Origin of the sequence: Chryseobacterium caseinilyticum (assembly GCF_014837145.1) — a bacterium.
GTDB classification, from domain to species: Bacteria; Bacteroidota; Bacteroidia; order Flavobacteriales; family Weeksellaceae; genus Chryseobacterium; species Chryseobacterium caseinilyticum.
This window is the reverse complement of sequence record NZ_JACYFS010000008.1, coordinates 138069-158552: the sequence shown is the minus strand read 5'-3', so window position 1 is coordinate 158552 and position 20484 is coordinate 138069. Positions and strand designations below refer to the sequence as shown.

Annotated in this window: 18 protein-coding genes and 1 rRNA gene; 5 read left to right on the top strand and 14 right to left on the bottom strand. The window is 36.4% G+C overall.

Going from position 1 to position 20484, the window contains the following annotated elements; genetic code table 11:
• Nucleotides 1-5 precede the first annotated feature (5 nt).
• A 5S ribosomal RNA gene (gene rrf / locus IC610_RS18380) occupies nucleotides 6-113 on the top strand.
• Nucleotides 114-654: 541 nt separating this feature from the next.
• Here the strand turns inward: rrf and IC610_RS18375 are convergent.
• Both IC610_RS18375 and IC610_RS18370 read right to left on the bottom strand, forming a co-directional pair.
• On the bottom strand, nucleotides 655-1077 hold the full coding sequence (locus tag IC610_RS18375) for a DUF6146 family protein (RefSeq protein WP_191738145.1): 423 nt from the start codon (nucleotides 1075-1077) through the stop codon (nucleotides 655-657).
• A 66-nt stretch (nucleotides 1078-1143) separates the two neighbouring features.
• Nucleotides 1144-2331: an endonuclease/exonuclease/phosphatase family protein gene (locus tag IC610_RS18370; protein ID WP_191738144.1), complete on the bottom strand. Its 1188-nt coding sequence runs from the start codon at nucleotides 2329-2331 to the stop codon at nucleotides 1144-1146.
• A 240-nt stretch (nucleotides 2332-2571) separates the two neighbouring features.
• On the opposite strand from IC610_RS18370, the gene IC610_RS18365 reads away from it, so the two are divergent.
• Entirely contained in the window at nucleotides 2572-5436 is a 2865-nt protein-coding gene (locus IC610_RS18365; RefSeq protein ID WP_191738143.1) for a carboxypeptidase-like regulatory domain-containing protein, read from the top strand.
• A gap of 26 nt (nucleotides 5437-5462) precedes the next feature.
• A complete protein-coding gene (locus IC610_RS18360; RefSeq protein WP_191738142.1) occupies nucleotides 5463-6848 on the top strand; it encodes a DUF5689 domain-containing protein in 1386 nt (461 codons plus the stop codon).
• Nucleotides 6849-7282: 434 nt separating this feature from the next.
• Here the strand turns inward: IC610_RS18360 and IC610_RS18355 are convergent, their stop codons facing one another.
• The 6 genes from IC610_RS18355 to IC610_RS18330 all read right to left on the bottom strand — a co-directional run bounded on the left by IC610_RS18355 (nucleotide 7283) and on the right by IC610_RS18330 (nucleotide 11405).
• Nucleotides 7283-7753, bottom strand: a complete 471-nt coding sequence (locus IC610_RS18355; RefSeq protein WP_191738141.1) for a DUF6702 family protein — start codon at nucleotides 7751-7753, stop codon at nucleotides 7283-7285.
• Nucleotides 7754-7813: 60 nt separating this feature from the next.
• Nucleotides 7814-8566 carry an LOG family protein gene (locus tag IC610_RS18350; protein ID WP_191738140.1) on the bottom strand — a complete coding sequence of 251 codons (753 nt, stop codon included), beginning with the start codon at nucleotides 8564-8566 and terminating at the stop codon, nucleotides 7814-7816.
• Nucleotides 8567-8654: 88 nt separating this feature from the next.
• Nucleotides 8655-9368: a nucleotidyltransferase family protein gene (locus IC610_RS18345; protein WP_191738139.1), complete on the bottom strand. Its 714-nt coding sequence runs from the start codon at nucleotides 9366-9368 to the stop codon at nucleotides 8655-8657.
• Nucleotides 9369-9461: 93 nt separating this feature from the next.
• On the bottom strand, nucleotides 9462-9872 hold the full coding sequence (locus tag IC610_RS18340) for a RapZ C-terminal domain-containing protein (RefSeq protein WP_056074601.1): 411 nt from the start codon (nucleotides 9870-9872) through the stop codon (nucleotides 9462-9464).
• Between the two features lie 76 nt (nucleotides 9873-9948).
• Entirely contained in the window at nucleotides 9949-10353 is a 405-nt protein-coding gene (locus IC610_RS18335; RefSeq protein WP_191738148.1) for a GxxExxY protein, read from the bottom strand.
• A gap of 32 nt (nucleotides 10354-10385) precedes the next feature.
• Nucleotides 10386-11405, bottom strand: a complete 1020-nt coding sequence (locus IC610_RS18330; RefSeq protein ID WP_191738138.1) for an aminoglycoside phosphotransferase family protein — start codon at nucleotides 11403-11405, stop codon at nucleotides 10386-10388.
• 51 nt (nucleotides 11406-11456) lie between these two features.
• Between IC610_RS18330 and xrtF the strand changes: the two genes are divergently transcribed.
• Both xrtF and IC610_RS18320 read left to right on the top strand, forming a co-directional pair.
• Nucleotides 11457-11978 (top strand): exosortase family protein XrtF, encoded by a 522-nt coding sequence (gene xrtF, locus IC610_RS18325; RefSeq protein ID WP_191738137.1) that lies wholly within the window; start codon nucleotides 11457-11459, stop codon nucleotides 11976-11978.
• A complete protein-coding gene (locus IC610_RS18320; protein ID WP_191738136.1) occupies nucleotides 11975-12415 on the top strand; it encodes an exosortase F system-associated membrane protein in 441 nt (146 codons plus the stop codon). The genes xrtF and IC610_RS18320 overlap by 4 nt, the downstream gene beginning before the upstream one ends.
• A 393-nt stretch (nucleotides 12416-12808) precedes the next feature.
• Here IC610_RS18320 and IC610_RS18315 read toward each other — a convergent pair whose 3' ends face one another.
• The 6 genes from IC610_RS18315 to IC610_RS18290 form a co-directional block, all read right to left on the bottom strand.
• Nucleotides 12809-13804, bottom strand: a complete 996-nt coding sequence (locus tag IC610_RS18315) for a cation diffusion facilitator family transporter (RefSeq protein ID WP_191738135.1) — start codon at nucleotides 13802-13804, stop codon at nucleotides 12809-12811.
• Nucleotides 13805-14001: 197 nt separating this feature from the next.
• Complete coding sequence (locus IC610_RS18310; RefSeq protein WP_191738134.1) at nucleotides 14002-14994, bottom strand: aspartate-semialdehyde dehydrogenase; 993 nt, start codon at nucleotides 14992-14994, stop codon at nucleotides 14002-14004.
• Nucleotides 14995-15024: 30 nt separating this feature from the next.
• Nucleotides 15025-15456, bottom strand: a complete 432-nt coding sequence (locus tag IC610_RS18305; protein WP_191738133.1) for a hypothetical protein — start codon at nucleotides 15454-15456, stop codon at nucleotides 15025-15027.
• A gap of 89 nt (nucleotides 15457-15545) precedes the next feature.
• Nucleotides 15546-18281: a TonB-dependent receptor gene (locus IC610_RS18300; RefSeq protein WP_056074590.1), complete on the bottom strand. Its 2736-nt coding sequence runs from the start codon at nucleotides 18279-18281 to the stop codon at nucleotides 15546-15548.
• Nucleotides 18282-18491: 210 nt separating this feature from the next.
• Entirely contained in the window at nucleotides 18492-19352 is an 861-nt protein-coding gene (gene nadC / locus IC610_RS18295; RefSeq protein ID WP_056074589.1) for a carboxylating nicotinate-nucleotide diphosphorylase, read from the bottom strand.
• On the bottom strand, nucleotides 19352-20440 hold the full coding sequence (locus IC610_RS18290) for a PDDEXK nuclease domain-containing protein (protein ID WP_191738132.1): 1089 nt from the start codon (nucleotides 20438-20440) through the stop codon (nucleotides 19352-19354). The genes nadC and IC610_RS18290 overlap by 1 nt, the downstream gene beginning before the upstream one ends.
• Nucleotides 20441-20484 lie beyond the last annotated feature (44 nt).

The window sequence follows — 20484 nt, the reverse complement described above, 5'->3', positions numbered from 1 at the left end:
GCCTTTAGGGTGGTTTTAGCGGTGGGGCTCACCTGTTCCCATTCCGAACACAGAAGTTAAGCCCACCAGCGCCGATGGTACTGCGAAAGCGGGAGAGTAGGTCGCCGCCAGTTTTTATTTAAAAGTCTCATACATTCATTTGTATGAGACTTTTTTTTGCAATAAATGCAAGATTCTATATTTAAAATTCAAAGTTCAAGATATAGGGTTGAACGTTTAACATTCGGTACGGATACGGGGGTAAGGTTAAGGTTAAGGTTAAGGTTAAGGTTAAGGTTAAGGTTAAGGGTTAAGGTGGGATTTGAGGGATGCGGGTTATAGATTCCGGCAGTTTTAATAAACCAATACCATATACATCGGTCTGGTTTAAAGGCGATAGATGCTGATTAGGCTTATTCAAGTATAAATCATCAAACATCATTTATGATTTATTACCTATTGCTCATTACTGATTACTCATTACTCATTACCAATTATTCTGGCTGTAAGTTTGTTTTTAGATACGCTTTTCCGGTAAACGAAATCCCATAGCCCTGATAGCAGCGGCATCCTTTTTTGTCTGGAATAATTTTTCTAAATTTTTATAAAGGGCCGGCGACAAAAAAGATACAGCGGATAGCAGGAAAAAGCTCCTGAGAAAAAAAGAGTGTAAGTTTAAAATCTCGTGGAGTCACGAGCACCCAAGCCATTCATTTTTAATCCATATTTCCATTGGACGTAGGCGAAAACCTGATAAAGTCTGTACTCGAACTTTATACAGTATTTTTCGGAAGGATCATACTGTATCGATGATTCTATAACGTTTCTGTAACGGCCTGATGTAAAATAGGAATTCCATTCTGTGACCAGGAAGGTGTTTCTGCTTTTGAGATAACTTTCAGAGTACTGCGAAATGGGTTGTGCGATAGCGTTTAAAAAATAATCATATTGGGTATCAATTACGGTGAGTTCCCATTCTCCATCGTCATTTTTTTCCGGTTTCATTACTGCTTCTTCTTCATCTTTCTGTGGCTTTTTCTGGGCATGATTAAGCATTGGAAAAAGTGTAAGGATGAATATTATAACTAAGTTTTTCATTGTGATTGTATTAAACAAATAAGGCACTCCAATAAGAGTGCCTTTTATGCTGTAAGTTGAGTTTTGTTATGGTTCCTTTTGAAGAACTACAAATGCAGGAAAGTGATCACTGTAGCCTCCTGTAAATTGGTCTCCGTTCCAAGAGCGGAACGGGTAACCGCGGTAATTTCCTTCTTTATTGACTAAATAGGGTGGCGCAAATACCTCGGTTTTGTATACAGAGTATTCTTTGGTTACTTCTTTTGAAACAACGTTTTGAGATACGATAATCTGATCAAATAAATTGGGTGCATCCTGATACGCCAGTGATGCCACACCTTTTTTATATAAAGGATACATTAAATTCAGATAAGGTGTGCTGTCACTTAAATCTTTTATGTTAGCCTGGGCTTTCAGATTGTTTTTTAAACTTGAACTGACCGGATCGTCGTTGAAATCGCCCATTGCAAAAAGTTTTACGGTAGGATCTTCCGCTCTTACACTGTCCATTTGCTTTTTAAGTAATTGTGCTGCTGCATTTCTTTTTGGAAGTGAAGCTGCCTCGCCACCTCTTCTTGATGGCCAGTGATTCATAAAAACGGTGATTTTCTCGTTGTCTAAAAGTCCGCTTACAACAAGAATGTCTCTTGTGTATTCTCTTTTTCCTTCTTCATTAAAAACTTTAAGTTCTTTTTTAAGTGAATTGGTTACTTTAAATCTTTTCTTCTGATAAATTAATGCAACATCAATTCCTCTGTAGTCATACGAGTTATAATGTACAATTCCGTAATCAAATTTAGCTAAAGTAGGGTGTTTTACCAAATCTTCGATAACCTGACGGTTTTCGACTTCAATAAGACCTACAACAGCAGGAGCTGTTTTGGTATATTGTGCTCCCAGTTCAGCAATTACTTTGGCTTCATTGGCTAATTTCTGCTTATAGACTTTTGTGTTATAATTTTTTCCGCTTGAAGGTGTAAATTCATCTGCTCCACTTTGGTAGCGTACTGCTTTTTTTCCTTTCAAAGATTCGTCATTCCAAACGCCTTCATATTTTTCTGATTCAAGAAATTTTATGCTGTCCAAAGGAATGCTGCGGTGAAAAGCAGGATTTTTTATGTCTTTCGTTCCATCAATATAATCTGCAGATTTTATGGTGTCCCAAAGGTTTTCTACGTTTAGAAAACCTACTGTAGCAACTTTTCTAAGCTTTCCCTGCTGTGCAAAACTAAAGGCTGTAATTACAAGCATTAGTATGCTCAATGATTTTTTCATTATAGATATTACGTTTAATTAATGTGCAAATTTAAATTATTTTAAAACACTGCGTTTTAAATATTTGTAAATTTATACCGCAAATTTTTATGACAAGGTATACTGTATTATTAAAATTTAACAATGTTAAGAAAAAGTAACATTAAAATAATTTTTAAATAAATAATTTAATTAAATTTGTGCCCCCAAAAGTTTTTAACTTCTTGAGAATTAGCTAGAAAGTATTAAAAAAGTATATACATGTTTAAAAAACTATCATTAATCTCTTTATTTACTTTACTTCCTGCATCCTACTATTATGCACAGACCACAGTCTATGCATATCTGAAAGATGCCGATGGTAAGCCTGTCGAAAAAGCGGAAGTAGATCTTAAAGGAAATGAAAATGATGTAACAGCAGACAAAATTGGATATTTCCAATTTGTAGACCTTATGCCGGGACATTATCAAATGGTCATTACAAAACCTAACTATGAAACTAAGGTAGTTGATTTTGATGTGACCAGTGATGAAAAAAGAAAAGATTTAGGTGTTATGGTTCTTGGTTCTGCTCTTACAGGTGCAGATCAGGGATTGGCAATCATCGACAGTGATGATGATGAAGATTCAAACAGCCAGGCATCTACTGTAGGGCTTTTACAGTCTTCGCAGGATGTTTTCAGCAGAATTGCTTCTTTTGATTTAGGTTTCTATTGGTTCAGACCAAGGGGAATTGATGGCAGATTGGGTGAAAATATGTTGAATGGAGTTTCTATGGTAAAATCTGATAACGGAAACGTAGATTTCGGAAACTGGGGTGGTCTTAATGAAATTACAAGATACCCTGAAATTTCTCAGAATCACGCTCCATCAGAATATGCCTTCGGTGGAAATTCTTCTGTAATTTATAAGAATACCAAAGCAAGCGAATACAGAAAAGGCTTTCAGGGAACTTATTCTATTACCAACAGAAACTACAGAAACCGTTTTTCTTTGAGATATACTTCAGGGATGAGCAAAAAAGGTTGGGCATTCACTATAATGGGTGCAAGAAGATGGGCCGAAGAAGGAATTCAGGAAGGTACTTTCTATGATGCTTACGGCGCCTATCTTGGAATTGAGAAGAAATTTAATGATAAGCATACCATGACTTTCAACTTCATTGGTGCGCCTTACCGAAGATCAACTTCGAGCCCGAGCACACAGGAAGTTTATAATTACAGAGGAGTTCATTATAACTCTTACTGGGGTTATCAGAATGGTGAGCAGAGAAGTGAAAGAGTAAGAAGAGGCTTCCAGCCGATTCTGCAACTTCAGGATTTCTGGAAAATTACTCCTAAAACCAATCTTTGGACTTCAGTGTCTTATCAGTTTGGAAAAGATAAAGGTTCACGTTTAGACTGGCAGAATGTTCAGAATCCTTCGCCGACATATTACAGAAACCTACCAAGTTATTATGATTTCTTAAATCCGGATGCATCGGTTCCAATTCCTGGAGGTACTGATGGTACAACAGCACAGCAGGCATTTACAACATCTTTGAATGCATGGCAGAATGGTGATGCCAATATCACTCAGCTTAACTGGGACAGACTTTACAGAAGAAATTTGGATCAAGCTCCAAAGAATTACTATGGACAAATGGGCAGAAGAGCTTTGTACTACATGGTAAACGATGTAAGTGACGATAAAATCTTCAATGCTGCAACCCACCTGACGCACAACTTTAATGACACTTCAAAATTTATCTTAAACGTTTCTTATCAGAATTACCGTACTGAGCAATACAGAGAGGTAAATGATCTTTTAGGTGCAGATTTCGTTTTAAACAGAGATCCTTTTGCAGCTACAAATCAGCCGGGAAAATCAGGATTGTTTAACGAGCTTGATGATAACGTTACGAAAAAAGTAGGTGATAAAATGACCTACGATTATATTTTCAGAAGACAGGAATTTAAAGTAAATCCTGGTTTTAAATTTACTTCAGGAAAGTTTGATGTATTTGTTTCTGCATTGGCAGGATATTCTTCTTCAAGCAGAGAAGGTCTTTTCAAGCATTACTTATATAATGATTCTTACGGAAAAGGTAAAAACTACAATTTCGTGAATTTTGGTTTGAAAGCACAGGCAATCTACAGACTAAACGGAAGAAACTTCTTCGTTTATAACGGTGCAATGTACAATCAGGCTCCTTTCTTGGAAGATTTATTCTTCAACCCAAGAGTAAATGGCTCTGTAGCTCCGAATATCAAGAGTACAGTCGTAAATGCTAACGATTTGAGTTATGTGGTAGCTACACCTTTTGTTAAAATGAGACTGACAGGTTTCCTGGTTAATACTGAAAATGAAACTACTGTGCAGAGATTCTTTGCAGATGGTATTCCATTGGCTGGTGTAGATGCAGACGGTAATGCGACAAACGTTCAGAGTGCATTTGTAACACAGGTAATGACTGATGTGAAGAGAAGAAATATGGGTGGGGAATTTGGTATTGATGTAAAAGTTTTCCCAACACTATCTTTACAGGGGGTTGCAAGTTATGGTGAATACACTTATCAGAACAATCCTACAACATATTTTGCTTCTGACGCAGTAGGTGCATTCTCAAACGGACTTTCTTATACCAATTTGGGTAAAGCGTATATTAAAGATTACAGACAGGGAGGTACACCACAACAGGCTTATTCATTAGGTTTAAGATATAACTCACCTAAATACTACTGGATAGGTGCCAACTGGAATTTCCTTGATGATAATTACATTGATCCTGCAGCCTTGGTTCGTACAGAGTCTTTTGTTCAGGGCGATTTTGGAACTCCTTTCAATAATCTTACCCAAGATCAGTTGAGAACTGTTTTGCAGCCGAACAAACTTCCGTCTGCACATTTCTTCAATGTAAATGCAGGTAAATCATGGATTATTGGAAAATACTATGTTCTTATTTCTGCTTCAGTAAACAACGTATTTGATAATACAAAATACATCACTGGTGGATTTGAGCAGGTTCGATACTCGAAATATGACACTTTCCAGCAGGATTACAGCAGAGAATTTACTTTGTTTGCACCAAAATACTGGTACACACAGGGAAGATCATATTTTGTAAATTTACAGTTTAGATTCTAACATTAATTATCTTAAAAATTACTACAATGAATATAAAAAAATACTTAAGTCTGGTAACAGGTGTTGCATTATCTGCAATTGCTATTACTTCTTGTACACAAAAAGATGAGTGGGAAACACCTCCTATCAATTGTGAAAATAAATTCCCTACAACCAATACCACTTTGGCAGCATTTAAATCATTAGCGCCAACTTCTGGATATCTGTTGATTGCAGATGACAAAATTTTCGACGGTTATGTAGTGTCTTCTGACGAAAGCGGAAATTTCTATAAAACAATTTCTATTCAGGATAAAGCTGAAAATCCTACCGCAGGTATTTCTATGGAAGTAGACAGATCAAGCAATTATGCAGATTTTCCTGTTGGTGCTCATGTAAGAATCAATGCAAGAGGGCTTAGACTAGGTCTGGATAGAGGAACAGTGAAAATAGGTTCTGTAGATCCTACTTACAACATCGGTAGAATTCCGGCATCACTTTTAAGCAAATATATCGCTGGTGTCTGCAACGGAAATGGTCTTGAAGTAGCTACAATTAAGCCTCTTGAATTAGCTGATATCAACGCAGCTAAAAACGAGCAATACATTAATATGTTGGTAAAAGTTCCTTCAGCTCAATTTACCACAGGAGATCTTTTCCCTACTCCAAAAAGTTTTATTGACTATGTAGGAGGTGCAGGTGTAGATACGGACAGAACTATTGAAGATGCTTCAGGAAATTCGGTAGTGATCAGAAACTCAGGATTTTTCAATGAAGGATCTAAAAAACTTCCTACAGGAAACGGTTCTGCTACATTTGTGGTAAGCAGATACAATTCAACATGGCAAATGTTGATCAGAAATTCTGCAGATCTTAATTTTGCCGGTACAAGAGTAGACTCTGCTCCTCCGAAAGGTGGAACTACAATTACATATTCAGGTGCTTTCTTAGAAAATTTTGAGAGCTATTCAGCGACCAATCTTGAGGTATATCCTAAATTTGTAAATGATCCATTGGTAGGAAACAGATACTGGCAGTTAAAGACTTTCAGTGCTAACAAATATATCCAGCTTTCAGCAAATGCGGGTTCTGGTGCTTATGTAACTTATTTTGCAGTTCCAATAGATTTCACTGCAGCAAGCCAGTTTAAATTTGATGTCAATGTTGGCTTTTTTAACGGAAATGTTTTAAAAGTTTATACTACTACAAACTATACCGCACTTGGTGATATTTCTACTGCCACAAAAACAGATATTACTTCCAGTTTTACTATTCCTCAGGCTCCAGCAGCTGCTTACGGAGTATTAACTCCAGCCGGAACATATAATATCCCTGCTGCACTTACAGGAAATGGATTTATCCTTTTTGAATATTCAGGTAATGCATCTGGTGCATCTACTACAATTCAGTTAGATAACATTCAGGCTTTGTAATCGAGAAAAGATTAAGATAAAAAAAGGAATCATTCGAAAGAATGGTTCCTTTTTTTGGTATATTATCTGTTTAAAATCAAAGCTTGTGAAGTTTAACTGAATTTTTTTCCGTCTCCATACTTGTACAGACTACCGACGAAATAAGAGTTTTTTTTTATTGTAAGTGCTTTTTTGAATATGTTCTAAAACTAAGTTTGAATCTAAAAATGTGATAGTTCGTCTTCCCTGGAAATATGTTTATCATTTTCTAAAATGATGCTAAATGGGTCACTTCTAAGGAGTTCAATATTTATGAAATAATAATTAGGCTACAAAAGATTCAGCTCCTTCACAGCTGTACAAACCTTTCCTTTTCGGAGCCTTTGATCAAATTAAACACAAAAAAACCACTGAATACTCAATGGTTTTATAGTTTTAAAGGGGGAAATTAAAATTTAGAAATCAACTTCGTTAACCTCTTTGCCACGCTGGAAATTCATTGTTTGCTGATTTCCCTTGTACGCAATATTTACTACATTGATCTGCTTCGGAAATGCTCCGAGTAAAATTGTATTCTTTATTTTAAGTGAATTTACATCCGAAACACCATTCGCTTCAAAATATACCCAAACTGTTTCTCCGCTCACCTGGCTCCCTGTAAAAGTGAGTGTTTTTGGTGATCCGTTGACGTACACATCGAAATTGTTATTCACATATTTCTTTACTTCAGCTTCAAATCCTGCTGTGTTTCTGTTGATTTTAATGGCATCAGAAATATGGCCCGTATTTATTTTTGAGGTAAATTTTAATGTTTTACTACCCTCGATATAATCTGCCTTTGTCATTGAAGAGTAAAAGTCAAAGACTGCGAAACTCATCAAGGAGAACAAAGCTAAAAATCCTGTTAAATATAAAATTTTTCTCATTTCAGTTAGTCAATTTTTAAATCATTTGTGTTCGGTTTAAAATCTCAAATTATGTGCCAATCAGAAGTTTACGTTCACGGAATACTTGTCGTAAAAGGCTTTGATATGTGCAACAGCCTCGTCAGCAGTGTCTACCACACGGTAAAGATCGAGATCGGGCTCAGAAATCATTTTATCTCTAAGCAAAGTTTCTTTAAACCAGTCCAGAAGACCACCCCAAAATTCAGAACCAACAAGTACAATCGGGAATTTCCCTATTTTATTGGTTTGAATTAAAGTTAAAGCTTCTGTGAGCTCGTCCAAAGTGCCAAAACCTCCCGGCATCACAATAAATCCCTGAGAATATTTAATAAACATCACTTTCCGGACAAAGAAATAATCGAAATTCAGAGAATACATTTTGTTGATGTACGGATTGAAATGCTGCTCAAAAGGCAGGTCGATATTCAGACCAATTGATTTTCCCTTGGCATTAAAAGCACCTTTGTTTCCGGCTTCCATAATTCCGGGACCGCCACCGGTAATCACTCCGAAACCAATTTTCGTAATCTTTTCGGCAATTTCGACAGCCATATTGTAGTATTTGCTGTCCACCGGTAACCTTGCTGAACCAAAAATAGAAACACAAGGTCCGATTTTAGCCATTTTTTCGTAACCATTCACGAACTCTGCCATTACTTTAAATACCATCCAGCTGTCCTTAGTCACGGTTTCATCCCATGTCTTGTCTTTCAGGCTGTTGTGTAGCTTTGTTTCATTAATGTCAAATTCAGGGTTTTGTAAACTTTCGTCCCTGCTTCCTTCAATTCCCATTCTTTTTTAGTCTCAAATTATAATTAAAATTTTTCTTTTTTAAATTAAACTCACGATTATCAATATAATATGTGAAAAAATGATGTGTTTATTTAAAATGTTTTTCAGCTTCAAGCACAGATTCCGGCCTTCCTACATCGATCAGAATGCGGTCATGTAAAAATCCGTGGATCTGCTCTGTCTGCATCAGATCAAGATACTCTTCCATCACCGAAAAGTTTCCTGTTCTTTTAATTTTATCAAAAATGACAGGATTTATGCAGTGAACTCCACTGAATGCAAACGGTTTAAAGCCTTTATTAAATTCTGCTAAACGCTGTTCGCCAGTTTGTACATTGAGCCATCCTCTAAGCACAAAATCATCATTAAAAAGAAGTTTTCGTGAGCTTTCACGATCTGACACTGCTAAAGTAGCAAAATCTTTCATCTTTTTGTGATATTCCACCAAATCATTGATGTTGATTTCTGTAAGAATGTCGGCGTTCATAATAATAAAATCTTCACCGTGATCTAAAAATCTTTTGGCAAAGACCAATCCACCGCCGGTTTCGAGAAGTTCTTCAGACTCGTCGGAGATCTCTATTTTAGCATTAAAATTATTATTAGATTTTAAAAAATCTACGATCTGATCACCAAAATGATGAACGTTGATTACAAAATCACTGATTCCGAAACTCTGCAGATATCTGATATTTCTTTCTAAAAGCGGTACATCATTTACCTTTGCCAAAGCTTTTGGATGACGATCTGTAAAGGGTTTCAAACGGGTTCCCCTGCCGGCTGCAAAAATTAATGCCTTCATGTAATATAGGTAATGAGTAATTGGTAATGAGTAATGTAAAAAATATAAGTAATAACAGCGAAGCTAAAGATATTACTTATTGCACATTACAAATTACTTATAATTAAGTTGGTGCTGCTCATCATGGTGCAGGCTGATTTCTACCTGTTCGCCATATTTTTCTTCGATGAAATGAGCGATTTTGATGGCTGAATATACAGATCTGTGCTGTCCGCCGGTACACCCGAAATTGATCTGAAGATTTTCGAAACCTCTGCCCAGATAATTGTCGATGTTGATGGAAACCATGCTTTTTATAAGTTCTAAAAACTTAGGCATGTCTGTTTTTGTTTCGAGATATTCCTGTACACCGATGTCGTTACCGGTCTGGATTTTATATTCTTCCACTCTTCCGGGATTCAAAATTCCGCGGCAATCGAAGGTAAAACCTCCGCCGTTACCAGATTCGTCTTTTGGAATTCCTCCTTTTTTGTATGAAAAACTGTGAATGTCTATGTGTAACATAATTTATATTTAAAATTAACCATTAAGGCTTAGTTAAGTTGTTAAGGTTCATTAAGGGTTCTGATAAATCAAAACTTTAGTCTGGAAGCATTTTGAAATATTCGTTTATAAATGGTTTTAATGATTTGGTAATATTTGTAGTGAAAAAATTTATCAATAAACCTTGAGTTTTTTTAAGTACCTTCATGTAAGTAAGTAATTGTGCTTCATGGATTGGTAGAACTTCTTCACTTGCTTTCAGTTCCAAAACGATACAGTCATTTACCAGTAAATCGACAATTAATTTCGTATTTATTTCTACGCCCTCATAGTTGATCGGAACATATAACTGCTGTTTAACATCGAAACCGTTTTTAAGAAGTTCAATTTTTAGGCATTCTTCGTAAACACTTTCCAGTAATCCCGGCCCAAGATTCTTATGAACTTTAATCGCCAAGCCGGTGATTTCATAAGATAATTGAGTAACACTTTTCTTTGTCATCATCTTAATATTCTTAACTTCTTAATTAAGGCTTAAAGGTTCAAAATCTCTTCAATTTTTAATCTTGTCTTTTCAGAATTGAGTTGTGTAATTACATTTTTCAACTCAGGATATTTTGTCATCTCTTTCCAGTTTTCTGTGAATTCTGTGATGTTTTGAATTCCTTTTTCTAAACTTGAAATGAAATGTGCTTTTTTCTGAACCAATCCTCTCAAACCGTAAGCACCCAAAACCTGTAAAAATCTCATCAGCTGAATTGGTTTTACCGAATTCTTTAGTTGAGCTTTTATTTCTTCGTTATCAAACTGTTTGATGTAGAAATCAAGCATTTCATTTTTAAAACTCTCAGGGAAATTGGCTTTTGCCTGAAATAAAAATGAAATCACATCATACATCAACGGCCCTTTCATGGCAGACTGATAATCAATGAATGAAACTTTGTCTTCATCATTCACCATAATATTTCTTGCCTGAAAATCGCGGATCATCAGACCTTTCGGCTCCAGATTTTCGATAAGTTTTACGATTTCTTTAAACTCTTTCAGCAAGGTTGATTTATGATATTCCAGGTCTAGAACGTCTGCGATGAAGTTTTTGAAATAGTACAGATCGTGTGTTACAGGAAGCTCATCATATCTTTCATATTCGAAAGTTTGGGTGTAGTCGATTTTTTCTGCAGTTTTAATTTGGAGTGTGAAAAGCTTTTCAAGGGTTTGTTTTACCAGACTCTGTACTCTTTCCGAAAGTCCTTGCTCTGCAATAATGTCTGATAAAGTCTTTTTTCCTAAAAACTCCTGAATGTAAAACTTTCTGTCTTCTGAAATGGCAAAAATCTCAGGTGTATTTAAATTCAGATTCCCGAAGACGTCAGAGAAATAAAGGAAAGCTTCGTTTTCTCTAAGATTTTCGTTGAAGGTGATAATGTAATCTCCCGTTGGGTTTGAAGCCTTGAAATTAACCCTTGCAGAACCGCTTTGAGCTAAAACTGTACACGCATCTGCGGGTTGGCCGAAATGGTTTTCGAAAAAATATTTTGCTTGTTCCTGAGTCATAATAAGGTAACAAATATAACGATTTACCACCGAATATTTTATCTTTGTGCTATGCTAAAAGACTTTAAACCTGTACTCGGGATTCTGCTGCGTTTCATCATCATTTATGTGGTGTTTATTTTGGCGTATCAGTTTTACCTGAACAGTTTTCAGGCGGAAGGGCTCGATCCTTATTCCCGAATGGTGGCAGATCAGGCGGCTTTTTTACAGAATCAGTTTGGGTATGTGACGCAGTTGTACAATGATGTCCCGAATGAGCAGGTTTGGTTTTATGTGAAAGAAAAATACGTCAGCAGAATGGTGGAAGGCTGCAATGCGATTTCCGTAATCATTTTATTTATGGCGTTTGTGTTTGCTTTTTATAAAGGTGCTAAAACTTTTTTGTTTACGCTGGCCGGTTTTGTTTTCCTGTACATCATGAATGTTTTGAGAATTGTCGGACTTAATATTGTGGTGAGAGATCATCCGCAGTACAGTAAAATCGGGCATGATTATATTTTTCCGGCGATTATTTACGGATCAGTTGTTGTGCTTTGGCTGGTCTGGATTAAATTTTTTGCTTTAAAAAAATGAAAATTGTAAGCTGGTTTTTGGTTTTGGTCGGAATCGCGGGAATTGTTTCTGTGAGAATTTTTGAAGATTCATTATTCTATGATCCTTTTCTGAATTACTTTCACGATGCTACAAAAAACGCCCAATTTCCCGAGTTTGACTGGTTAAAATTGATTTTGAGTCATCTTTTCAGATTTATTTTAAATCTAATATCGTCCTGTATTATCATTCATTTTATATTTAAAAATAAAAACTGGACGGTGCAGGGAGCTATTTTAATTGCGATTATTTTTGCCATTACTTTTCCGATCTATTTGTACTGTGTTTCAGACAGATTTGAAATCGGATATCTTTTTTCTTTTTACATAAGAAGGTTTGTGATACAGCCTTTGATTCTGCTTCTTATTATTCCTCTTTTTTATTACCGTAGACAGTTGCAGATGAGAAATGATGATTAAACAACTGAGTTCGGGTTAAGTTATAAGTTTAAATTTTACAGAGTTAAATCAATAGCGTCGCAATTTAGCCGACGTTCCATGTGATGAGCGTTACCTGGCTTCAGCCAAAACTTAAAAATAGATTTCGGCTGAAGCCCAATGTGTATCTCTTCATAAAAGCCCAATCTTTTAAGTGATAGAAGCTTTAATTATTCTGAACGCCAGATTAAATAGAGTAAAAAAGGACTTCCGTGTTCCTAGCCCAGATCGCAGCGGATACCCCACAGCAGGCGTTGGACAAGTGGAGGGATTCAGCGGTGGCATGTGCTGGCGCGAGGAGTATGAGCGGAGAGCTGGAAATAGCTCCTGAAAAAAATCAATGCTGATTGCTGGTTGTTTTAAAAGTTTTTTAAACTAAATGACCGTGTGTTTATCTACACTTGTCAAGTTTTCCGGTGTCCATTTTACACGCTGTACAAAAGGTAATTCTCTCACGGGGCAGTCGAAAATCTGACAAACCGGACACGAGATCGTCTTGCAGTCATCCATATGAAAATTGAATTCTACGGTTCTTTTGGTGTTTTTGGCAAGGAGAAGAATCACTTTTTCCATTTCCTGATGGGCTTCGCGGAGACTGTAGTAGTAGGGAAGGGTGATGTGCGCATCGATGTGGAGTGAGGAACCGAATTGCTGGATTTTCATGTTGTGAATGTCGATCCACTCGGTGTGTCTGTTTTTTTCTAAAAGGTCGATAATGTTTTGGAGAAGTTCAGGATTCTGTTCATCCATAATTCCGCTAAGTGACTTTCTCACAATTTTATAGCCTACGAAAATAATGTAGAGGCCGAAAATAAGGGCAACCACGGAATCAATCCAGTAAATTTTGGTGAAGTAAACGATAATCAAACTGATGACAACACCTAAAGTCGTGATAGTATCGGACTGCAAATGTTTTCCGGATGAAATAAGGACTAATGAATTTACTTTTTCTCCTTTTTTAATGGAAATATACCCTAAGATATAGTTGATAACAGCAGTGGCAGCGATGATGGCGATTCCCCAGTCGATGCTCTTCAGAATTCTGCCGGTCACCAAACTGTTGATGCCTTCGTAAATAATCATGATGCCGGCAATGGCGATGAGGGCACCTTCAATTCCAGCAGTAACGAACTCTACTTTCCCGTGGCCGTAAGGATGATCTTCGTCTTTCGGTTTTGAAGCTAAGTACAGGGAATACAGACCCATGAAAGCACTGATGACATTGACGATACTTTCCATTGCATCAGAAAAAACAGCATCGGAATCTGTGAGTTTCCAGGCAACAATTTTTCCCGCAAAAAGTATAATCCCAAAAGTCGCGATGAGTTTTTGGAAGCCAATTTTGTCTTTGTTGATTTTTTTTGTAATCATTATTATAACGATAATTTGTTATAAAAAGATTTTTAAAATTATTTCCCCGACCCTAAAGGGAGTAATTTTAAAAACCTTTTCAGAAAAATTTTGCTCCTTAATAAAGAGGTAGCCATAATTTCAAATTAGTAGCCAACAGCTTTAATATTCGATAAAAAAAAGAATCTCTTTCGGAGACTCTTTTTTGTTTTGTTAGCTTATACTAAGTTGTTTTTAACCAGGTATTCTGCAATCTGCACTGCGTTGGTAGCAGCTCCTTTTCGGAGGTTGTCTGCGACAATCCAGCAGTTGAGCGTTTTGGGTTGTGATGAGTCTCTTCGGATTCGTCCGACGAAAACTTCATCTTTTCCTTCTGAGTAGAGTGGCATTGGGTATTCGTTGTTCTTTACGTTATCCATTACAACAACTCCTGGAGTTTCAGATAAGATTTTTCTTACTTCGTCGAGATCAAATTCGTTTTCAAATTCGATGTTTACGCTTTCAGAATGGCCTCCCTGTACAGGAACTCTTACTGCAGTTGCCGTTAAATTGAATGTATCATCACCTAAAATTTTCTTAGGCTCTTTCATTAATTTAATTTCTTCCTTGGTATAATCGTCATCTGAAAATACGTCGCAGTGTGGCAAGGCATTTTTGAAGATCTGGTAAGGATACACTTTGTCAACAGAATCATCTCCTGTTATTTCTCCGTTCAACTGGTCTACGGCAGCTTTACCTGTTCCTGTTACAGATTGATAAGTGGAAACAATCACCCTTTTGAGATCATATCTTTTATTTAATGGTCCCAAAACCATAACCAACTGAATGGTAGAACAGTTTGGGTTGGCAATGATCTTGTCTTCTTTTGTCAGGACATCTGCATTGATTTCGGGAACGACTAATTTTTTAGTTGGATCCATTCTCCATGCAGAAGAATTGTCGATGACGGTGATTCCTGCTTCGGCAAATTTTGGAGCATACTCCAGAGAAGTATCTCCTCCGGCTGAGAAAATTGCGATATCAGGTTTGGCAGCTATAGCGTCGTCGATGCTTACGATAGTGTAATCTACCTGTTTATACTTCACCTGTTTACCAATAGACCTTTCGGAAGCTACGGGAATTAATTCTGTTACAGGGAAGTTTCTCTCTTCGAGAACTTTAAGCATAACTTGTCCAACCATTCCTGTTGAACCTACTACAGCTACTTTCATTGTTGTTTAAATAAATTTAAGTTAATAAAATTATGCACCGAAGACTCTCGCCCACGGAAATGCGTATCCAAATAATGCTACAGCAATAAGTCCCATTACCACAACCGGTACTGAAATTCTGTCGCTTGATTTTACTTTTTTGTTTACTATTGTCATTAAAACTGCCGCTATCAACATAGAAAAAGGGTGTTCTACATACTGAAATCTCAGTTCTGCATTCTTCATTACTCCGCCCATATCTAAACCTTTGCTAAAGTTGATGATCAGCATAACAATTCCAATCAAAAACTGAACATGGAAAAAGATCATTGTGAAAAGAGTCGTTTTCTTTAAAAACTTGTTTACCTTTCCGCTAAATCCGAACATTGTTGCCAAAAGTGCGATAATGAAAAGTGCCACCAAAAGCAGTTCCAAATAGGCAAAACCTTTGTGTGCGCTGAGTAAAATTTTGTAAAAGTCCATTGTTTATTTATTTCTAATTTTTCAAGCACAAAGATAACAAAAAAACCCGGCTGTGAGGCCGGGTTTTGTATGTAATAAAAGTGAATTTATTAGAAGTTGAAAGATAGAGTTGCAGACCAAGTTCTACCGTATCCGAAGTATACCTGGTTTTGCTGACTGATACCGTTCCAATTACCTGCAGCTTTGTACGTGTTGTAACTGTTTGTTAAAGTTGTAACCTGAGCAGCTGTCAAAGGTGTAGTCTGGATAGGCTTATTGATTTCAATATATTCATTTAAACCAAGGTCTGCATGAATATTTGAGTTAGATTCAGCAATGTAAGTTTTATCTAACAAGTTGTAAACATTTCCTCTCAAAGTAAAGAATTGAGATGGGTTTTTCAGTTTAACTTTAAATGAAATTCCTAAGTCTACTAATCCAAATGAAGGTAATAATAGAGATCCTCTGTTTTGAGATGCCTCATTTGAGAAGTTCAATACATTTAAGTTTGCATAAAGTTTATCTGCTCCTCTGTAAGTAGCATCAAATGAGAACCACTCAACTGGTTTGATTGTAAATCCTCCAGCGATTGTCGTCTGTGCAGAACTTCCTACTTTTACACCGTCCAAATAAAGTATCTGAGAATCAGATCCAATCTGTTCGTTGTTTTCAGTGAAGATATTTCCTTCCGCATTACCTTTATAATAGTAATCATTGAAAGAAACCATACCAAATAGTTCAAGCATTCTGTGAGGTCTTGCAGTAAGTTCTAATTCAACACCCTGATGGATTTCAGTGATTCCCTGAATGTTTGAGTATGCCTGAGTTGTTGTAATAGTATTTCCTGGATTTGTTGGATCTGGGTAAGTTTGAGTAAGACCTCCTCTTCTTTGGAATCTGTCTCTCCATTCAGTTCTGTAAACATTTAAGTTTGCATTAAAAATTGATGAACGGAAACCATAACCCCCTTCGATACCGAAGATTTTTTCGTTAGTCAAATTAGGATTCAGGAAATTCTTGTTATTTGGATAAACTGCATTTAAAAATGGCTGTTTTGAATAATATCCTACGTTTGCGTAAACGTTGTGATGATCATCAATATTGTAGTTAGCACCGGCTTTCACATTGTATCCTAAAATGTCTTTAAATCCTGTCTTAGTATTTAATGCTGGATTTGCAGCTGTAGGTTGAGCAATTGTTGCAGCAGATGTGTTTCTGAATCCAGCTTGTTGACCATTCAGCAAAGTTACTCCATCGATAATAAAGTGATCGATTCTTTGGAATGATTGGTTTGAAACAGCTCCCTGTACAAAAGCAGAAAGCTTATCATTAGAATATTCAATCTGACCAAAGCCTCCGTACCATAGTACTTCTCCGTCGTTATCGTAACCGATTTTGTCTTCTCCATTATTTAATTTACCACCGAACGGGTTTCCTGTAGCTCTAGGAGCAAATACATTTGAAACAACTCTAGGAGTTACAGTGTAAAGGTTACCTGGCGCTGTATAGAAGTTTTTGTTGGTGTTATCCTTATATCCAGAAGCTCCGTAAAGATCTGATATAATCTGGTAATGGTAGCCATAATAATATCTGTTATCAGTACCGATGGTAAAGTTAATATTATCATTAATCTTATGATTAAAACTGATAATTGCACCAAACCAGTTGTGAGAGTTGATAGATGATCTTCTGATAAGCGTACTTTGAGTTGCTGTTGCAGGATTATTTACATCTACTGCAGCATTCCCAGTAAAAATTGCATTGTAATCAATCTGACCTTCTGGAGTTACAAACCCAGTTACACCAGCAGTAGCTGTTCCAACACCAGTACGGATTCTACCTAAATCACCAGTACCACCACCTCTACCGAAAGAAGCATAAAATACTGAGTTTAATTTAGATTTTTCATTAAATTTCCAATCCCAGTTAAGAGACATTACTGGCTTGTGATAGTAGTTTACTCTGTTAGATAATTGGTCACCGTTTCTATCAAATCCCCAATCTGCATTATATCTTCTGTTAGGCGTTCCATCCTGATCAGCATTGTATCGGATGTAATTTTGAATCGTTGAAGAAGTGGATCTTTGGTTGTGCCATTGTGGAGCACCAGTGATTGTAAACTGTAAATCATGCTTTTTGTTTGGCTGATATCCTAAAGCAAAATAATAGTTATATCCTTCAAAGTCAGTTCCATTAGCATACATCGCTCCTGCTGCTCTCCCCATTAAAAATGATGAAGACCAACCTTTTTCAGATTTTCCTGTGTTGTATGAAAATACCGTTTTTAAATAACCCTCATTCGCTACCCCTACTGATACTTTACCACCTTGTCTTTTATCAGCAGCTCTTGTAATATAGTTGATTGTTCCTCCAACTGATGCGATTGCCAGTTTAGAAGATCCAAGACCTCTCTGAACCTGCATTGCTGAAGTAACATCAGATAGACCTGCCCAGTTAGACCAGTAAACAGCCCCATTCTCCATGTCATTTACCGGCATACCATTTACCATTACGGCAATGTTTTCCTGCGCGAAACCACGAATGTTGATTTTTGAATCTCCAAAACCACCACCAGACTTTGTAGCATATACAGAAGGTGTAGTGTTTAGAAGCTCAGGAAGCTCCTGGTTTCCTATTCTTTCCTGAATTTGTGCTTCTTTTATTGTTGAAACAGCAACCGGTGTTTTTCTATCCTTTGCGATATCTGCAACACCTGCAATTACAACAGTTTCGATATCTCTGGACTTATCGTCTTTCAAAGTATCCTTCACCTGTTGTGAATAATAAACACTAGCCGTTGATAAAGTAATCAGGACAGTTAATGTCGATCTGTTGATTAATTTCATAATCGTTGTAATAGTTAGAATTAATTTGGTGCAAAATTCATAAAATTATTCCTAACTATTGTTAACGCAATGTTAATTTTTAATCAGTCAAAATACTATGCAAATCATTGTTTTTCAGCTTAATATAAAGTTTTTGAATTTGGACGTGAAAAAAATCATATTATTTAATTTTTAACAAAATACCGTTGTTTTTGTTAAAAATGTAATGTTCTATTTAACCGCTTTCAAGCTTAAATCTATATTGGAAGCCGAGTGGGTAAGGGCTCCCGCAGAGATATACGTTACTCCGGTCGATGCAATTTCCTTAAGCTGATCTCTCGTAATTCCACCTGAAGCTTCGCTTTCACAAACTCCGTTGATCAGCTTCACAGCTTTCTTCATTGTCGCAACATCCATGTTATCAAGCATAATTCTGTCAACTTTTGCACTGATGGCTTCTTTTACTTCTTCAAGATTACGGGTTTCGACTTCTATTTTAAGTTTTTTCTTCGATTTTTTTACGTAATCTTTTGCCATTTTCACTGCATTGGTAATGCTGCCGTTATAATCGATGTGATTGTCTTTGAGCATGATCATATCATAGAGGCCGTATCTATGATTGGTTCCGCCACCGATTGCTACAGCCCATTTTTCGCAAACCCTGAAATTCGGAGTTGTTTTTCTGGTATCTAAAAGCTTTGTTTTTGAACCCACTAATCTGGAATCCCAATCCTGCGTTAAAGTCGCAATTCCGCTCATCCGCTGCATGCAGTTCAGTACCAGTCTTTCAGTGGAGAGAATGGATCTTGCGCTTCCGGTTACAATAAAAGCTGTATCACCAACTTTTGCCACCTCGCCATCTCTGATGAATCTTTCTACTTTTAAATTTTTATCAAACGTTTTAAAAATAATTTCTGCCAGTTCAACTCCGGCCAGAATGCAGTTTTCTTTTACCAAAAGTTTGGCGCTCTGCTGAAGATCTTTGGGAATAGTAGACAATGTAGAATGGTCACCATCCTGAATATCTTCTTCCAAAGCATTTTTGATGAATTGTTTTAAAACTTTATCTGTTGCGTATTCTGGTCTTTTCATTATTGTAATTTTTTTAGTTCGTTTTCAACCTCTTCAATTGATGGAAGATGAGATTTGAAATTTTCGGGTAATATTTTTTTGAGTTCGTAAGAAGATATTCCTAACGGTTTGTGAAGATCTGTAAGCGAATATTCGGCAATAATCTCATTTTTGTCTTTACAGATAATCATTCCTACGGTGGCGTTGTCGTTTTCATCCCTCATCTGTTTATCGACAGCAGTAACGTAGAAATTGAGTTTTCCGGCAAATTCGGGCTCGAAATGTCCTGTTTTAAGTTCTATGACAACGTATCTCTTTAATTTGATATGATAAAAAAGCAAATCTATGAAAAATGACTGATTGCCTACAGTGATTTCCACCTGTTTACCAACAAATGCAAAACCGCTTCCCAGCTCGATTAAAAATTTTGAAATATTTTCCGTCAACGCATTTTCAAGTTCTCTCTCTTTATAATTTTCTGTAACATTTATAAAGTCGAAAATGTATGGGTCTTTTAATGTTTCCCGGATAAGATCACTTTCGTAGTCGGGAAGTGTGTGTGAAAAATTATTGATCGCTTTTCCCTGACTTTCAATCAGTTTTCCTGAAATCATATTCAGCAAAACTGAGCGGCTCCAGCCATTTTCTATTGCTTTTCTAATGTAAAAATGAGCCTCTTCTGAAGTGGAGCATTTGGTCATTAAAGTAATGTGATGACCCCATGGAATTAGAAAAATATTATTTCTCAAATCGTCAACAGCTTGTTGACGATTTTGTTTGTCATCATTCCTGAATTCGTCAGAAACTTGTTGACGAATTGTATTTGATTCATTATAAAAGAGATAGAATCTTTTACAGTATTTTAAATTACTTTCAGAAAAACCCTTTATTTCGGGAAATTCTAAACGTAAATCTTTGCTTAGCTGAGAAAAAAAGCCTGAACCATAGGTGTTTTCAAAATTTCTTTCTGTGATTTCCTTTCCCAAATCCCAATACATTTCTATCAAAGCAGAATTCACCTGAATGGCCGCTTTGATCTGGCTTTGCTGAATTTTCTGTTTTAAATCTAAAATCCAGCTGATGTACTGTTCATTGCTTTTTTGCAGCATCTCTAAAATTTAATGAAATTCTAAATTTCGATTTGAGAATTTTA